This is a genomic window from Mesorhizobium sp. CA14 (assembly GCF_020165195.1).
Classification (GTDB): domain Bacteria; phylum Pseudomonadota; class Alphaproteobacteria; order Rhizobiales; family Rhizobiaceae; genus Mesorhizobium.
In genome coordinates this window covers 16,622-30,614 of the sequence record NZ_JAIUHR010000017.1, presented here as the reverse complement: position 1 = coordinate 30,614, position 13,993 = coordinate 16,622, and the positions used below count along the sequence as shown (strand labels likewise).

The 13,993-nt window shown below is 64.8% G+C and carries 17 protein-coding genes; 10 read left to right on the top strand and 7 right to left on the bottom strand.

All coding sequences use genetic code 11. From position 1 onward, the window contains the following. The first annotated feature begins 1 nt into the window (after position 1). Both LB565_RS18235 and LB565_RS18230 read left to right on the top strand, forming a co-directional pair. A complete protein-coding gene (locus LB565_RS18235) occupies positions 2-745 on the top strand; it encodes an aspartate/glutamate racemase family protein (RefSeq protein ID WP_224586360.1) in 744 nt (247 codons plus the stop codon). Positions 746-881: 136 nt separating this feature from the next. Continuing rightward, positions 882-1,589 carry a GntR family transcriptional regulator gene (locus tag LB565_RS18230; protein WP_224517853.1) on the top strand — a complete coding sequence of 236 codons (708 nt, stop codon included), beginning with the start codon at positions 882-884 and terminating at the stop codon, positions 1,587-1,589. Positions 1,590-1,635: 46 nt separating this feature from the next. Here the strand turns inward: LB565_RS18230 and LB565_RS18225 are convergent, their stop codons facing one another. After that, positions 1,636-2,538, bottom strand: a complete 903-nt coding sequence (locus tag LB565_RS18225; RefSeq protein ID WP_224586358.1) for an SDR family oxidoreductase — start codon at positions 2,536-2,538, stop codon at positions 1,636-1,638. Between the two features lie 98 nt (positions 2,539-2,636). Between LB565_RS18225 and LB565_RS18220 the strand changes: the two genes are divergently transcribed. Both LB565_RS18220 and LB565_RS18215 read left to right on the top strand, forming a co-directional pair. Beyond that, a complete protein-coding gene (locus LB565_RS18220) occupies positions 2,637-3,473 on the top strand; it encodes a helix-turn-helix transcriptional regulator (RefSeq protein WP_224586356.1) in 837 nt (278 codons plus the stop codon). Between the two features lie 109 nt (positions 3,474-3,582). Beyond that, positions 3,583-3,918, top strand: coding sequence for a hypothetical protein (locus LB565_RS18215; protein ID WP_224586354.1), 336 nt, complete (start codon positions 3,583-3,585; stop codon positions 3,916-3,918). Positions 3,919-4,065: 147 nt separating this feature from the next. Here the strand turns inward: LB565_RS18215 and LB565_RS18210 are convergent, their stop codons facing one another. After that, the gene (locus LB565_RS18210) at positions 4,066-5,046 is read right to left on the bottom strand and encodes a LysR family transcriptional regulator (RefSeq protein WP_224586352.1); all 981 of its coding nucleotides are present in this window, start codon (positions 5,044-5,046) and stop codon (positions 4,066-4,068) included. Between the two features lie 84 nt (positions 5,047-5,130). On the opposite strand from LB565_RS18210, the gene LB565_RS18205 reads away from it, so the two are divergent. Together LB565_RS18205 and LB565_RS18200 are read left to right on the top strand one after the other, a co-directional pair. After that, on the top strand, positions 5,131-5,955 hold the full coding sequence (locus LB565_RS18205; protein ID WP_224586350.1) for a class I SAM-dependent methyltransferase: 825 nt from the start codon (positions 5,131-5,133) through the stop codon (positions 5,953-5,955). Positions 5,956-6,050: 95 nt separating this feature from the next. After that, positions 6,051-6,554 (top strand): hypothetical protein, encoded by a 504-nt coding sequence (locus LB565_RS18200; RefSeq protein ID WP_224586348.1) that lies wholly within the window; start codon positions 6,051-6,053, stop codon positions 6,552-6,554. Here the strand turns inward: LB565_RS18200 and LB565_RS18195 are convergent. Further along, positions 6,551-7,090, bottom strand: a complete 540-nt coding sequence (locus LB565_RS18195; protein ID WP_224586346.1) for an Lrp/AsnC family transcriptional regulator — start codon at positions 7,088-7,090, stop codon at positions 6,551-6,553. The two genes, LB565_RS18200 and LB565_RS18195, sit on opposite strands and share 4 nt — an antisense overlap. Positions 7,091-7,138: 48 nt before the next feature. Here LB565_RS18195 and LB565_RS18190 point away from each other — a divergent pair, with 48 nt between their 5' ends. Next, positions 7,139-8,317, top strand: a complete 1,179-nt coding sequence (locus tag LB565_RS18190; protein ID WP_224586344.1) for an MFS transporter — start codon at positions 7,139-7,141, stop codon at positions 8,315-8,317. On the opposite strand, the gene LB565_RS18185 is transcribed toward LB565_RS18190, so the two are convergent. From LB565_RS18185 to LB565_RS18175, 3 genes are all read right to left on the bottom strand, one after another. Next, the gene (locus LB565_RS18185) at positions 8,306-9,289 is read right to left on the bottom strand and encodes an RNA polymerase sigma factor (protein WP_224586343.1); all 984 of its coding nucleotides are present in this window, start codon (positions 9,287-9,289) and stop codon (positions 8,306-8,308) included. The two genes, LB565_RS18190 and LB565_RS18185, sit on opposite strands and share 12 nt — an antisense overlap. A gap of 1 nt (position 9,290) precedes the next feature. After that, positions 9,291-9,710, bottom strand: coding sequence for a GFA family protein (locus LB565_RS18180; protein ID WP_224586341.1), 420 nt, complete (start codon positions 9,708-9,710; stop codon positions 9,291-9,293). Positions 9,711-9,840: 130 nt separating this feature from the next. Continuing rightward, a complete protein-coding gene (locus tag LB565_RS18175; RefSeq protein ID WP_224586339.1) occupies positions 9,841-10,380 on the bottom strand; it encodes a dihydrofolate reductase family protein in 540 nt (179 codons plus the stop codon). Between the two features lie 157 nt (positions 10,381-10,537). On the opposite strand from LB565_RS18175, the gene LB565_RS18170 reads away from it, so the two are divergent. After that, on the top strand, positions 10,538-10,963 hold the full coding sequence (locus tag LB565_RS18170) for a GNAT family N-acetyltransferase (protein WP_224586337.1): 426 nt from the start codon (positions 10,538-10,540) through the stop codon (positions 10,961-10,963). On the opposite strand, the gene LB565_RS18165 is transcribed toward LB565_RS18170, so the two are convergent. Then, positions 10,964-12,079 (bottom strand): anhydro-N-acetylmuramic acid kinase, encoded by a 1,116-nt coding sequence (locus LB565_RS18165; RefSeq protein WP_224586335.1) that lies wholly within the window; start codon positions 12,077-12,079, stop codon positions 10,964-10,966. A gap of 184 nt (positions 12,080-12,263) precedes the next feature. Between LB565_RS18165 and LB565_RS18160 the strand changes: the two genes are divergently transcribed. Then, positions 12,264-12,953 (top strand): SDR family NAD(P)-dependent oxidoreductase, encoded by a 690-nt coding sequence (locus tag LB565_RS18160; protein WP_224586333.1) that lies wholly within the window; start codon positions 12,264-12,266, stop codon positions 12,951-12,953. 203 nt (positions 12,954-13,156) lie between these two features. Beyond that, positions 13,157-13,993, top strand: a complete 837-nt coding sequence (locus LB565_RS18155; RefSeq protein ID WP_224586330.1) for a substrate-binding periplasmic protein — start codon at positions 13,157-13,159, stop codon at positions 13,991-13,993.

Below are 13,993 nucleotides of genomic sequence, written 5' to 3'. Positions count from 1 at the left end.
AATGCGCATACTTGTCATCAACCCCAACACGACCGCCTCGATGACCGCCAAGATCGGCGAGGCGGCGCAAAGCGTCGCCTCCGCGGGAACCGAAATCATGGCGGTCAATCCGGCCGACGGTCCACCAAGCATCGAGGGCTACTTCGACGAGGTCTTCGCCGTGCCGGGCATCATTGCCGAGATGGGCAAGGCGCCGGCAGCCGATGCCTATGTGATTGCCTGTTTCGACGACACCGGGCTCGACGCGGCGCGCTGTGCCAGCGGAGCCCCCGTCATCGGCATCGGCGAGGCCGCCTTCCATATGGCGAGCCTGATCGCCGGCAAGTTCAGCGTCGTCACGACGCTTGCCCGCTCGGTGCCGGCGATCGAGCACAATCTGGCGAAATACGGTCTCGCTTCGCGCTGCGCCAAGGTACGCTCGTCGGAAGTCGCCGTGCTCGAGCTCGAACGTCCGGGCTCGAATGCAAGGCACAAGATATCGCAGGAGATCGCGCGCGCCATAAGCGAGGATCACGCCGAGGCCATCGTGCTCGGCTGCGCCGGCATGGCCGACCTTGCCAACAGCCTTTCGGAAGAACATGGCGTCCCCGTGCTCGATGGCGTCGTCTGCGCCGTCACGCTGGCCGAGAGCCTGTGTAAGGTGGGATTGAGGACATCGAAGATCGGTGGCTATGCCGCGCCGCGCGGCAAACAGTTCGCCGGCATGTTCGCACCGCTGTCGCCCACGGAAGTCGAAGTCGTCTAGGCGACTTCATGCTGCCGGGCGACCGGCCGGCGCCCGGACAGGTGGGATTGACCGCCGCGCGAGCGATACTAGATTGGACGGGCTGCCGGCGATTTGGGGGGCAGATCGGGCCATTTCGGGCCCGCGCATTGAAAGCATGTTGACGGTACTCAAGGAAGAAGATCGAGACGACAAGCCGGCCGCGCGCTGGTCGCCGATCTATTATGGGCTGAGGGACGCCATCGTCAGCCATCGTCTCGCGCCGGGCACCAAATTGCCGGAGGACGAACTGGCCTCGATCTATTCGGTGAGCCGCACGGTGGTCCGGTCCGCGCTGCAGGCCCTTGCCCATGACCGGCTGGCGCGGCTGGAGCCCAATCGCGGCGCCTTTGTCGCGCAGCCGTCGAAGATCGAGGCGCGCGAAGTGTTCGAGGCGAGGGCGCTGATCGAACCCAAGGTGGCCGCGCTCGCCGCCAGGACGGCGGTGCCGTCCGATATCGCGCAATTGCGGTCACACCTGGAGAAGGAGCACGAGGCGCTGCATGCCGGCCGCGACAGCGACGCCATCATGCTGTCCGCGCGCTTCCATGTCGGCATCGCCGAGATCGCCGCGCATTCGGTGTTCACCAATTTCGTGCGCGACCTCGTCTCGCACTCCTCCCTGATCATCGCGCTCTACTGGAAGCGCCGCGACGCCACCTGCGAGAAGCACGCCCATCACGCGCTGGTCGACGCCATCGAGGCCGGCGACAGCGCCGACGCCGCCGCGCTGATGAACAGCCATCTGGTCGACTTGCTGTCGGGGCTGGATCTCACCGACAAGGTGGAAAAGTCCGACAGCCTGGCGGATCTGCTCCGAGCTTAGAGCGAACAGCGGTCCAGCCGGTCACTGAACCGCCGGAGGACTGGGCTTAGGCCGCGGCGGCTTGCGAATAATCCATCCGCTCAAGGTCGGCGATGAGACCGGGTCCGGTCGGCTGCCAGCCGAGATGCGCGCGCGTCCATTCGCTCGACGCCGGCATGTCGAGGCCGGCGAACATGGCAAGCCATCCGAAATGGTCCGCTGCCTCTTCCTGCGAGAGCGGGACCACAGGCACGTTGAGCCCGGCGCCGATCACTTCCGCGATCTCGCGCACCGGGATGCCTTCCTCGGCGACGGCGTTGTAGCGCACGCCGGCTTCCTGCTTGTCCAGCGCCAGACGATAGAGCTTCGCGACGTCCAGCACATGCGCCGCCGACCACCGGTTGCGGCCCTCGCCAAGATAGGCCGACACGCCCTTGGCGCGCGTCTGCGCGATCAGCGGTGTGATCAGGCCTTGCTTCACCGTGTCATGCACCTGCGGCAGCCGCACCACCGACACCTTGGCGCCCTTCTCGGCCATCGCCGCGCCGGTAAGCTCCGACAGGATGCGCGGATTGGGATGGTCGGTGTTGAACACGTCTTCTCTCGCCGGCTGTCCGTGTTCGGCGGATCCCATGCCCACACCCGACGTGATGATGAGCAGCCGGTCCGAGCCGGCGAGCGCGCCGCCCAGCGCTTCGATGACCCGTTTGTCCTTTTCGCAATTCGCCACGAAGTTCGAGAAATTGTGGTCGAAGGCGGTGTGTATCACCGCATCCGATTTCGCCGCGCCGTCGCGCAGGCTGTCGAGGTCTTCGAGGTCGCCGCGATGCGGCTCGGCGCCGGCGGCGACAAGCGACCGCGCACCTGCATCGGAGCGGGTCAGGCCGAGCACCTGGTGCCCGGCGGCAAGAAGTTCGGGCACGATCCTGGAACCGATGAAGCCGGTCGCGCCGGTAAGGAATACACGCATGGGAGGTCTCCTGTGGTTGTTCGGAGGCCTTATTTGCGCTATAAATCATTCTGTTAAAGTAGTGACTTTATCATGGTATAATAGCCAACAGGATCGCGATGGCGCTCGAAACGACCAACAAGCTTGGCACCTTTTTGCGAGATCGCCGCATGCGCCTTGATCCCGCCGCCTTCGGCTTCGCCACGGGGCGCCGGCGCACACAAGGGCTGCGCCGCGAGGAGGTGGCGCAGCGCGCCAATATCAGCCCGACCTGGTATACCTGGCTGGAGCAGGGGCGGGGCGGCGCGCCCTCCGCCGACGTGCTGAATCGCATCGCGACCGGGCTGATGCTGACCGAGCCCGAACGCGAGCATTTGTTCATGCTGGGTCTAGGGCGGCCGCCGGAAGTTCGCTACAAAAGCGTGGACAGCGTGACGCCGCGCCTGCAGCGCGTGCTGGATGCCTTGGACCCCAGTCCGTCGATCATCAAGACCGCGACATGGGATGTGGTGGCATGGAACCGTGCCGCGGCAGCAATGCTGACCGACTATTCCAAGCTGCCGCGCGAGCAACGCAACATCCTGCGCCTGATGTTCGGCAACCCGCGCGTGCGCGATGCGCAGGACGACTGGCAGAGTGTCGCGCGTTTCGTGGTCGGGTCCTTCAGAGCCGACGCCGTCCGCGCGGGCGCCGGCGCCGAGGTCACGGAACTCGTCGAGGAGCTTTCCAGGACCAGTCCGGAGTTCGCGGCACTCTGGCGCGACAATGACGTCGTTACGGCGCATGGCGAAGGCGTGAAGCGTCTGCGGCATCCCGAAATCGGGCTGATCGAGCTGGAGTTCTCCGTCTTCGCGGTCGACGGCCGCCCGGAGCTCGGCATGATCGTCTACAATCCTGTCACGCAGGCCGATGCGGAACGTATCCGATCGTTGATCGCATCTCGCGCCGCAGAATGATGGCCGCCATGCGCGGTGTTCCGCCAAGCTGCGGCGAAGCGGAAACAGGTCACAAAGGCGACACGGTTAGGATAATATCCACCGCCCGACTCCTGCGTGGAAGATGTCTATGACCTTGAATGAGCTTAGTTGGTCGCCCTCCGAAAAGAAAGTTGCCCGCGCCGCATATGACAAGGCTCTTGAGAGGGCACTGGCCAGCATCATGGCCGAATTCAAAAGACGGGCGAACGCCGCGACCACGCCGCCCGAGATGTGGGAGGTCGAGGACTATCTGAAGGAGCAACGTCGCGATTTGGATCGGACGTTCGACTATCGCTATTCGCAACTGACCGTCGTTTTCGCAACTCTCATCCGGCAAGGATATCTGGACGAGGACTTACTCTCGGGTCTGTCGGAAGAAAAACGCGAGGAGATCCGCAGAATGCTTGCGTGGCACAAAAGATAAGGATTTAGAAAGGCGTTACCTTCGCGCCGTCGCACGCCGGATCGCTTGCGGTGGTTGGCCGAAGCTCCTCTGAAGGCGCGGCGCATGCGACCGGCATCGCCGAAGCCGCTCTGCTCCTCGCGGCGGTCGAGCGGCTTGTCGCCTGGTTCAACCGCCTTCACGGGTCTTCGAAGCGTCAGCTCTGCCGCCGCGTGCCCGATCGCTCCGCGGAGCGTCAGCGCCGCCCGGCTGTCTGATGTGGTCGATGAAAGCGCGCAGCTTGGGCAGCACCTGGTGCCTTTCCGGATAATAGAGGAAAACGCCCGGCGTGGTCACTGCGAAGCGGTCGAGCAGCGCCTGCAGTCGCCCGTCGGCGATCGGCGCTTCGGCGATCGGGCTCGGCACCTGGGCTAGCCCGATACCCTGGATTGCCGCGCCGAGCAGCGATGGATAGTCGTGCGCGATGAGCGGTCCCGACACGATTGCCTCGACGGCCTTGTTGCCGTCGACAAAGGACCAGGGCGCGACCGAACCATTCGAGCGGCGCAGGCGCAGGCAGGCATGGTCGCGCAGGTCCTCGATGCGCTCGGGCGCGACGCGCCGGCGCAAGTAATCCGGACTGCCGACCACCACCATCGGAAAGGAGGGCGTCAGGCGAACCGCGATCATGTCGGGCGCGATCAGGTCGCCCATGCGGATGCCGGCGTCGAATCCTTCGGCGGCGAGATCGGTAAGTTCGCCGCTGGCGACGATCTCCAGCTCGATCTCGGGATAGGCCTGGGCAAAGGAGGCGATCATCGGCTCCAGCAGCACCGGCACCACGGCTGGCGGTACTGAAAGGCGCAACAGCCCCGCCGGCCGCTGGCCCATCCCGCGCGCGATCTCGCTTGCGGCGATCAGTTCCTCGAACGCCGGCCGGGCGCGGGCGAAAAAGCGCTCGCCGGCTTCCGTCAGGCCGACGCTGCGCGTCGTGCGGATGAACAGCGCGGTGCCGATGCGCGCCTCGAGCGTGCGTATCGCCTGGCTGATTGCTGACGGGGTGACGGCAAGCTCAGCCGCTGCCTTGCGGAAATTGCGATGCTTGGCCACGCTCAAAAACGCTTCGACCCCATCGAGCGCGCCGTGCCTGACTGTGAAGTTCTGCTTCATGACCTATCGACATTATCGCGGATAGGCGCTCGCAGAAAGCGGTCGTATCTCTTGCGTGACCTGGAAGCTTGAAAGGAAACGGCAATGACCGATGAACTCGATCGCGTGCGCGATCACTATCGCGCGACCGGCTTGACCGATCGATTGAAGAACGCACTGGCGGTGTTTGGGCCTGAGCAACAGCGGCTGAAGCCCGAACAGCTGGCGACCCTCGACCAATTCCATACCCGCGGGCTGGCCGCGACTGCGGAGCTCGCCAATCTGGCCGCCATCAATGCCGGCATGTCCGTGCTCGACGTCGGATCGGGCGTCGGCGGGCCTGCCCGGTTTCTTGCCGAGACCTATGGCTGCACGATGATCGGAGTCGACCTAAGCGAACCCTTCGTCGAGGCCGCGCGCTACCTGACCACGCGCACCGGCCAAGACGCCAAAGTGTCGTTCGAAGCCGGCAGCGCTCTGGCGCTGCCTTTCGAAGACAGCCGTTTCGATGCCGCGCTGTTGCAGCATGTGGCGATGAACATCGCCGACCGGCCGCTGCTCTACCGCGAGATCAGGCGCGTTTTGAAGCCGGGCGGAAAATTCGCCACCTTCGACGTCGTGCTGAATGGTGGCGATCCGCTCTATCCGGTGCCCTGGGCGAAGACGCTGGGCGAAAGCTTCCTGCTGACGGCCGATGCGACCTGCGAGGCGATCGAAGCCGCCGGCTTCGGCACGCTCGTCCGCCGTGACGACACGGCTGCCGCGAAAGCCTGGTTCGCCGAGCTCCGTGCCGCGGGCCCGCCCTCGCTCAATCTCGGGGTCGTCATGGGCCAGGGTTTCGCCGAATTCGCCACCAATCTCGGGCGCAATCTCATGGAGGGACGGCTGGGCATTCTGACGGCTGTGTTCGAAGCCGTTCCGGTCAATTGAGCAATTCCAGGAAAATCGTTCGGCGGTTAGGCTCGGCGGCTTCGCCATAGCCTTCCCTCCGGAATTGCGAAAAACCAACACTGAAGGAGGCGAAGATGTCACCAGCGATGATCTTCAACATCCATCTTGCACTCGGCTATGTGCCGTGGCTGCTTTGCTTCGTCGCCTATATCTGGCCAAGACTGAGGTCGATGGAGCCGATAGAGGCGCAGCGCGCGATAGCAACGCTGCACAGCTTCCGCTTCTTCGGCCTCGTCTTCCTCATCCCGGGCGTCGTCGGTCCCGACCTTGCTCCTGGCTTCGCAAGCTTCGCCGCCTATGGCGATTTCGGGACCGGCCTGCTTGCCATGCTGGCGCTGGTCGCGGTGGGGAGGCCCGCGATCTTCTGGCCGTTGGTCGTCGCCTTCAACCTCGCGGGCGTGGTGGACCTTGTCGGCGACTATTATCTCGGCACCGTGCTCGATCTTCCTGGCCATGCGGGGCAGTTGGGCGCGACCTACGCGATCCCGATCCTCTACGTGCCGCTGCTTATGATCACGCATGTCGCGGCGTTCTATCTGCTGGCGCGTTCCAGGCGCCACCAGATCGCGGCGACTTAATAAACCGGGTTCGCCATGTGCTTCGGCGCCGGCCATTCGTTCGTGATCTCGGGCTGCACCGGCCGCTCGAGATAGGTCGAGAGCACCACATAGCTGCGCGTCGAGGTCACGCCGGGCGTATCGTAGAGACGGGCCAGCAGGCCCTCCAGCGCGCGCGTGTCCTCGGTGCGCACCTTAAGCAGCATGCAAGTGTCGCCGGCGACCGTGTGGATCTCCTCGACCTCCGGATATTTGGAGACCGCCATCAGCTCCGGCGTCTTGCCCCAGCCCCGGGTGTCGATATGCACGAAGGCAAGCAGTGGCTTCTTCACCGCCCTCGGATCGATGATCGCCGATGTGGCGCGGATGGCGCCGCTGCGCTTCAGCCGCTTGACCCGCTCATGTGCTGCCGGCGGCGACAGGCCGACGCGCTCGCCGAGCTCGGCATAGCTGATGGTCGCGTCCTCGACGAGGACGCCTAATATCTTTCGGTCGATAGGGTCGACCTCCCGGGCCAGATGCTTGTTCCGCTGAATGTCATCTGTTTCTGCGTCCATATGGAAATTCTCCGTTGTTGCGGAATTTAATTCGGTCATTATGATCATATGTCGAACAGCAATCAATCAGCAATTATAACCGAGGCGCCCCGCGCGCCGATCCCCGCAGCCGCCTATCTGCTGACCGGCTGCATCGCCGTCATCGGCTCCAATTCGCTGGTTCTGGGGCCGATCGCGCCCGCTGTCGCGGCATCGTTCGGGGCCAGCGTGCCGGCGGTGATGACGGCTGCCGCTGCCTTCGGCCTCGGCACGTCGGCCAGCGCGCTCTTCCTTGCCCGCTACATCGACCGGATCGGCGCGCGCCGCATACTGCAGGGCGCATTGCTGCTGCTGGCCATCGCGCTGGTCGCCAGCGCTTTGGCGCCGACGGTGACGATGCTGGTGGCCGCCCAGCTCGTTGCCGGCATCGCCGCCGGCATCGCCATGCCGGCGATCTATGCCAGCTCGGCCGCGATCGCGCCGCCTGGCCGCGAAAGCGGCACCATCGGGGTGGTGCTGACCGGCTGGACGCTTTCCATGGTCGCCGGCGTCTCGCTGTCGGCCGTGATTGCCGATCTCATCCACTGGCGCGCGGTCTTCGCGGCCGTTGCGCTGCTCGCAGGAGCGGCCGTCGCCGGCTTGGCCATGAGCTCGCTGCACGATAGTAGGAAAAGCGGCCCCGCGCCGTCGCCGCTTGGCGCGCTCGCCGTTCTCGGCATCCTGCCGCTGCTCATTGCCTGCGGTGCCTTCATGACCGCCTTCTACGGCGTCTACGGCTATCTCGGCGATCATCTCCACCAAGCGCTCGGCGAGCCGGTCAGCGCCAACGGCCTGGCGGCGGTCGCCTATGGCCTCGGTTTCGGCGCGGCCGCCTTGCTCGATGGCATCATCGACCGGCTCGGCGCCCGCCGCGTCATGCCTTTCGCCTATCTTCTCGTCGCCTCAGTCTATGTCGCGATCGCGTTGGCGAGCGGCGGCTTCGGCCTGCTGATCGCGACGATCGCCGTCTGGGGCCTTGCCAACCATTTCGGACTGAACGTGCTGGTCATGCGCCTCACCGCGCTCGACCCGTCGCGGCGCGGCACCATCATGGGCCTGAACAGCGCGGTCACCTATCTCGCCGTCACCGTCGGCACGGCAGGCTTCGGCCCGCTCTACACGAGCCTCGGCTTCGCCAACTGCGCCTTGATCGCGGCGGCACTGATGCTGGTGGCGGCGGGCGCAGCGGCGTGGCGGTCAGCGGGCTGAACGGTCACAGTTCGGATCCGCAACGACAACCATGCGCGCCGCTCTTAGCAGCCACGAGCATGCATAATAGTCGCTGATCCGAACGACGGCATCCCCGGTCGCTTCGATCCGAACCGGATAGGCCGGTACCCAGCCTGCTTCGCCTCGGTGGAGCACGAGCAGCACGATTTCGTCATCCACCGCGCCGATGGCTATCCGCCAGTTCGCTTTGCCCTTTTCATATTCGACGAAGTAGATCGAATCCGACAAAGGCCCCCTGAAGCAGTCCGATACCCGCAACTGTGCGTCCGCGCTGGTCAGTGCCCGCACGCCCTCCCAGTCCCGGCGGTTGAAGAGTTCGACATAGCGGTTGAGCAGCCTTGAAAGCTGTGGATCCGGCGAAGGCTCGGAACGAACGACTGACTGGCTCGGCAGCGCTGCCAGCTTGGCGCGGCCGCGGCTCAAGGCGGCCTTGACGCCGCCGATCGTCGACCCGACGAGGTCGGCGATCTCTTCGAGCGAATGGTCGAAGACGTCCTTCAGCAGAATGCAGGCCCGCTCCTTCGGCGGCAGGTGGATCACCAGCCGTTCGATGGCGCGATCGGTGCCCTGGCCAGCGGGTTCCGCCGGCAGAACGATCTCGTCGATGGCAAAATTGGTTTCGGCGCGTCGCCGCGTTTGCCGGTTGCGCAGGAAGTCGATGCAGCGGTTGTGCGCGGTGCGAAACAGCCACGAGCGAAGCGCGCCCGGATCGTCGATCATCTCGATCTTGCGATAGATCTCGAATAGCGTTTCCTGCATGACGTCCTCGCCGTCGAGCGCCGAGCCCGTCATGCGCGTGCAATAGCGGTGCAGCCGTTCCCGCAAATGCGCGACCGTTTCTAAGAATGCGGCATAGCGAACGTCGAAGAGTCCCGTAGGTTCAAGCCTTGGCTGCATCGTCATGACAACACGAACACCGTTATGCGCGTCCCGCGGCGCAAGCTCCGTCATGTTACATCAGCCTTATGTCGTCGGGAGCCCGATCGAAGCGATCATGTCTGCCGTCGACATGCCTCACCGGCGCCGCAGCTAGCTCTTCGGGGTCTATCCCGTCGAGAGCCGCCATCGGAATGGCGTAGACGATGCCGCCAAGTGCCGGAACATCGCCACGCGCCGGCATGCGCACGCCGCAGGTCGCGCAGAAGTGATAGTGGACGCTGGGCGCTTCCCTGCCTGGCGGAGTCCACCGGTATTCGGTCTGCGCTTCGGCCCCGGACACAAGACGAAATTGCCGAGGACCGACGAAGCCCACCCAGGAGCGCGTTTTGGTGCAGGTCGAGCAATTGCATTTGACGGTTCCCTGGCTGAGGTCGATATCGGCCTCGAACCGCACCTTGCCGCAATGGCAGCTTCCTGCGTAGGTCTTCAACATAGCCCAATAGTCCCCAGGTTTGGCGCCCGGCACGATCGCCGGCCGGTTCCAAGACGTATGGCGGTGAGAAAAGGATACGTGCCGCCTGACGGATTCGCTCGGCAACCAGTATGTCGACTTTGCGCCCACGTCATTTCAGCACGCGATAGGTGAGCGTCACGATGCCGCTTTCGAACCGGCGCGTGTCCGTGAGCTCCAACCTGACCAGGGACGGATCGACGTCCTGGAAGGCGCGCTTTCCTTGGCCGACCCGGATCGGCAGGATCGACAGCTGATATTCGTCGACGAGACCGCCGGCGAGCAGGGTCTGATCGAGCTGGCTGATGCCGTATTTCAGTATGTCGCCGCCGCCTTGCGCCTTGATCGCGGCGAGGCCCTTCGTAACGTCGCCTTCGATCAGGGAAGCATTCCAGCCGACCTCCTTCAGGCTGCGCGACGCGACCAGCTTCTTCAGCCCATTCATGCGGTCCATGTACTTGCCCTGGATTTGCGGCCACCGGCTGGAAAACAGCTCGTAGGTCACGCGGCCGAGCAGGAAATACTCCACTTCGCCGGCCTTCTGATAGGAATGCTCCAGCGCGTCTCCGACAAAGAAGGGCGGTGCCCAGGTCATGGGCGCTTCGATAACGCCGTCGAGCGAAACGAAGCTGCCGACGATCAATTTCCTCATCAAAGTTTCTCCTGCTGCGTGATGAAGCGCCTAGGACGTACGAGGCGCGCTCCGGGATACGTGATGGGGAAATTTTTTTGCGGGTCGTGGCTGGCTTGCCGAAACCTTGGGTCCTTCGCTATGGCTTGGCGCAATATCGGCCGGAGCGAAAACCGCGATGAAGACAAGCCTCGAGATCACCGCCGAGCCCTCGCCGCAGGACCTCGCTTTCCTGAGCGGAAGCCTCACCGCTTTCAACGATGCCGATGTCGGAGCGTCAGGCCGAAAGTCGCTCGCGATTTTCGTGCGCGGCGAAACCGGCGCCCTCGTTGCCGGTATTTCCGGCTACACCGCCTGGGGCTGGCTCTATGTGCAGTGGCTGTGGGTCGACGAAAAACAGCGCGGAAAAGGCATTGCCGCTGGCATGCTCGACGCCGCCGAACGGGAGGCGATCGCGCGCGGTTGCCACGGCGCCTGGATCGACACCTTCAACCCGATCGCCGAAAAGGTCTATCGGCGCCAAGGCTACAAGCCGTTCGGCGAGCTGCCGGATTTCCCGGCCGGCCGCAGCCGCACCTTCCTGCAAAAGAAGCTGTCGTCCTGATCAGCCCGCCAGTTTTCCGCCGCGCAGCGGCTCGGGCGCGCCGGTGGTGCTCGGAAAGCTGATCGGCAGGCCGCGCAGCACGCGCACGGCGAGGAAAGCGAAACATTCCGCCTCGACGGCATCGCCCTTCCATCCGAGCGTCTCGGCCTGCACCACTTCGACGCCGGCGCGGCTTTCGAGCATTGCCATCATTGTCGGATTGTGGCGGCCGCCGCCGCTGACCGCGAGCCGCTTCGGGCGACGCGGCAACAGGTCGAGCGCCTTGCCGACGGCCGACACGATGAAGGCCGTCAGCGTCGCCGCGCCATCCTCCGCGCCAAGCCCCTCGGCCATCGCCGCGGTAAAGTCGAAGCGGTCGAGCGATTTCGGATAGGGCTTCGTCAGGTACGGATGCTGCAGGAGCCTGGCGAGCCGTTCCTCGTCGACCTTGCCGGCGGCAGCCAGCCTGCCGTCGCGGTCCATCTCGCCGAGGCCCTTGGCCTTGATGAAATCGTTCACCGGCGCGTTCGCCGGACCCGTGTCGAAGGCGACGATATTGTCCTTACCGTCCCACCAGGTGATGTTGCCGACGCCGCCGAGATTGAGCACGGCGGTGTCGCCGCTCGGATCGGCTTCCTTCAGCAGCGCTGCATGGTAGGCGGCAGCCAAGGGGGCGCCTTGCCCGCCGGCCGCGACATCGGCCGAGCGGAAATCATAGGCGACCTTGGTGCCGAGCAGCGAGGCCATCAGCTCGCCATCGCCCAGCTGGCGCGTGCGGCCGATGCGTCCCGGCTGCGGAGCGCGATGCAGCACCGTCTGGCCGTGGAAGCCGACGATGCCGATATCGGCCATGCTCATCCCCTGGCTCTCGACCAGATCCTTGACCGCCGCCGACTGCGCGTGCGTCAGCGCCTCCTCGGCCTCGCGGAAGATCTCCGGCTCCGGTCCCTCGAAATTCCAGGCGCGCGCCTGGCGCAGCGTTTCCTCGAGCAGGGCGCGGATCGGTTGCGGGTAGGGGGCCAGCGTGTAGGTGCCGGTGTCGGCGATGCGCTCGCCGTCCGTCTTGATCAGCGCCACGTCGATATGGCCGTCGAGCACCGTGCCGGTCATCAGGCCGACGGCCCAGATTGATTCCATGGTCTTGTCCCCGAATCGTCGTCCAACCACGTGTCGGACGGATCGGCGCGGCAGGCAAGTCTTTCACCTTACTGGCCGCCTTTTGCGCCAAATGGCGAAAATCGAGCAACCACGTTCTTGCCTCTTGCCGCCGAAGGCGCGAGCCTGTGGACCCGACATCGAGCTATCCCAAGGAGGAAACGCCATGACAGCCAAAGTCGCATTGATCGCGGGCGCCGGCTCCGGACTAAGTGCCTCGCTGGCGCGGCTTCTCGCCAAGGAGGGTTTCGGCGTCGTCCTTGCCGCGCGCAACGTCGGCAAACTGGACGCGCTGGTCAAGGAAACCGGCGCGCAGGCCGTGGAAACAGACGTATCGGACGCAGCCTCCGTCGAGCGGCTCTTCGAGGCGGCCGACAAGGCCGGTTCCCTCGAAATTGCCGTCTTCAACGCCAGCGGCCGCACGCGCGGCCCGATCGCCGAGCTCGATCCCGAGGCGGTCAAGCAAGCCCTGCTCGTCGGTGCCTATGGCGGCTTTCTGATCGGCCAGCAGGCGGCGCGCCGGCTCCTGGCGCGCGGCTCCGGCTCGATCCTGTTCACCGGCGCCACGGCAAGCCTCAAGGGCTTCTCCGGCTCGGCCGGTTTCGCCATGCCGAAATTCGGCCTGCGCGGGCTGGCGCAATCGATGGCGCGCGAGCTCGCGCCGAAGAACATCCATGTCGCGCATTTCATCATCGACGGCCAGATCGAGCCGGCCGGACAGGCGCCCGAGCCCGACCGTCCGGATCGTCACCTCTCGCCCGACGCGATCGCAGAGACCTATCTCGCCGTCCATCGCCAGCATCGCAGCGCCTGGAGCTTCGAGGTCGAGCTGAGGCCCTGGGTCGAGACGTTCTGACGATCCATCGCACGAACCGCGCGACGACACGCCTGGCTGCGGACTCGTTAACTTTAGAAAGTCTGCATGTATCATGAAGCCATTTTAGCGGTCTGCAATGTAAAAAGGCGCAAAACAAAAGATACCTTTACTTAACTTCGGCATGCATACTGCGTATTGGTCAGAATTGTTGTCCGGCTCTCCTGCACGATAGAGAAATGCGCATGCCGCTTACACGTCGCACGCTGTTTGCAGCCGGAGGCGGAGGGCTGCTGCTCGCGCAGGCGCAAGCCGTGGCCACGCCGGCCCAGGCGCAAGACGCTCCCAAACCCATTGTCAGCGACAACAAGCTGCGCATCGCCATGCCGGCCTTCGCGTCGGATCCGTTCTTTCCGGCCGACGGCTCGGGGGACAACGGCATCGATATGGACCTTGCGCGCGGCATAGCCGCCGAGCTTGGCGTCGAACCGCTGTTCGACCGGTCCGCCGTGACCTTCGACGCCATGGTGCAAAAGCTGACCTCCGGTGAGGCGGACCTGGCGATCGGCAAGCTCAGCCGCACCCTCCGGCGCGGCCGCTCGATCCTCTATTCACGGCCCTACGCCATGCTGCACCAGGGCCTGCTCGCCAACCGCGTAAACCTGGCCCGCATCACGCAGGGCAAGCCGGCTGAACAGATCATCCGTGATTTCTCCGGCTATCTCGGCGTGATCGAAGGTTCGTCCTTCGCCGCCTACGCGGCCGCCACGTTTCCGCACGCAACGATCCAGCGCTTCGCCGGCTGGAGCACGGTCATCGATGCGATCCGCAACGGTGCGATCGACCTCGCCTATCGCGACGATTTCGAGATCAAAAAGCTGATGGTCGACGATCCGTCGATGACGGTGGTCGCGCGCTCGATCACGCTGACCGACAAGGTCGACACGATCGCGGTCGGCATCAGCCCAGCCAACCCGCATCTGGCGGCCTTCGTCGATCTCTATCTCGATCTCGCGCGAGGCCAGCAGGTCCTCAACACCGACGAGATCATCGCGCGTTATCGCCAGGGGAGCAAAGCCTGA

Coding starts and splice junctions, on each gene's coding strand:
- LB565_RS18235 (WP_224586360.1), top strand. CDS start 2: ATGCGCATACTTGTCATCAACCCCAACACGACCGCCTCGATGACCGCC.
- LB565_RS18230 (WP_224517853.1), top strand. CDS start 882: ATGTTGACGGTACTCAAGGAAGAAGATCGAGACGACAAGCCGGCCGCG.
- LB565_RS18225 (WP_224586358.1), bottom strand. CDS start 2,538: ATGCGTGTATTCCTTACCGGCGCGACCGGCTTCATCGGTTCCAGGATC.
- LB565_RS18220 (WP_224586356.1), top strand. CDS start 2,637: ATGGCGCTCGAAACGACCAACAAGCTTGGCACCTTTTTGCGAGATCGC.
- LB565_RS18215 (WP_224586354.1), top strand. CDS start 3,583: ATGACCTTGAATGAGCTTAGTTGGTCGCCCTCCGAAAAGAAAGTTGCC.
- LB565_RS18210 (WP_224586352.1), bottom strand. CDS start 5,046: ATGAAGCAGAACTTCACAGTCAGGCACGGCGCGCTCGATGGGGTCGAA.
- LB565_RS18205 (WP_224586350.1), top strand. CDS start 5,131: ATGACCGATGAACTCGATCGCGTGCGCGATCACTATCGCGCGACCGGC.
- LB565_RS18200 (WP_224586348.1), top strand. CDS start 6,051: ATGTCACCAGCGATGATCTTCAACATCCATCTTGCACTCGGCTATGTG.
- LB565_RS18195 (WP_224586346.1), bottom strand. CDS start 7,090: ATGGACGCAGAAACAGATGACATTCAGCGGAACAAGCATCTGGCCCGG.
- LB565_RS18190 (WP_224586344.1), top strand. CDS start 7,139: ATGTCGAACAGCAATCAATCAGCAATTATAACCGAGGCGCCCCGCGCG.
- LB565_RS18185 (WP_224586343.1), bottom strand. CDS start 9,289: ATGACGGAGCTTGCGCCGCGGGACGCGCATAACGGTGTTCGTGTTGTC.
- LB565_RS18180 (WP_224586341.1), bottom strand. CDS start 9,710: ATGTTGAAGACCTACGCAGGAAGCTGCCATTGCGGCAAGGTGCGGTTC.
- LB565_RS18175 (WP_224586339.1), bottom strand. CDS start 10,380: ATGAGGAAATTGATCGTCGGCAGCTTCGTTTCGCTCGACGGCGTTATC.
- LB565_RS18170 (WP_224586337.1), top strand. CDS start 10,538: ATGAAGACAAGCCTCGAGATCACCGCCGAGCCCTCGCCGCAGGACCTC.
- LB565_RS18165 (WP_224586335.1), bottom strand. CDS start 12,079: ATGGAATCAATCTGGGCCGTCGGCCTGATGACCGGCACGGTGCTCGAC.
- LB565_RS18160 (WP_224586333.1), top strand. CDS start 12,264: ATGACAGCCAAAGTCGCATTGATCGCGGGCGCCGGCTCCGGACTAAGT.
- LB565_RS18155 (WP_224586330.1), top strand. CDS start 13,157: ATGCCGCTTACACGTCGCACGCTGTTTGCAGCCGGAGGCGGAGGGCTG.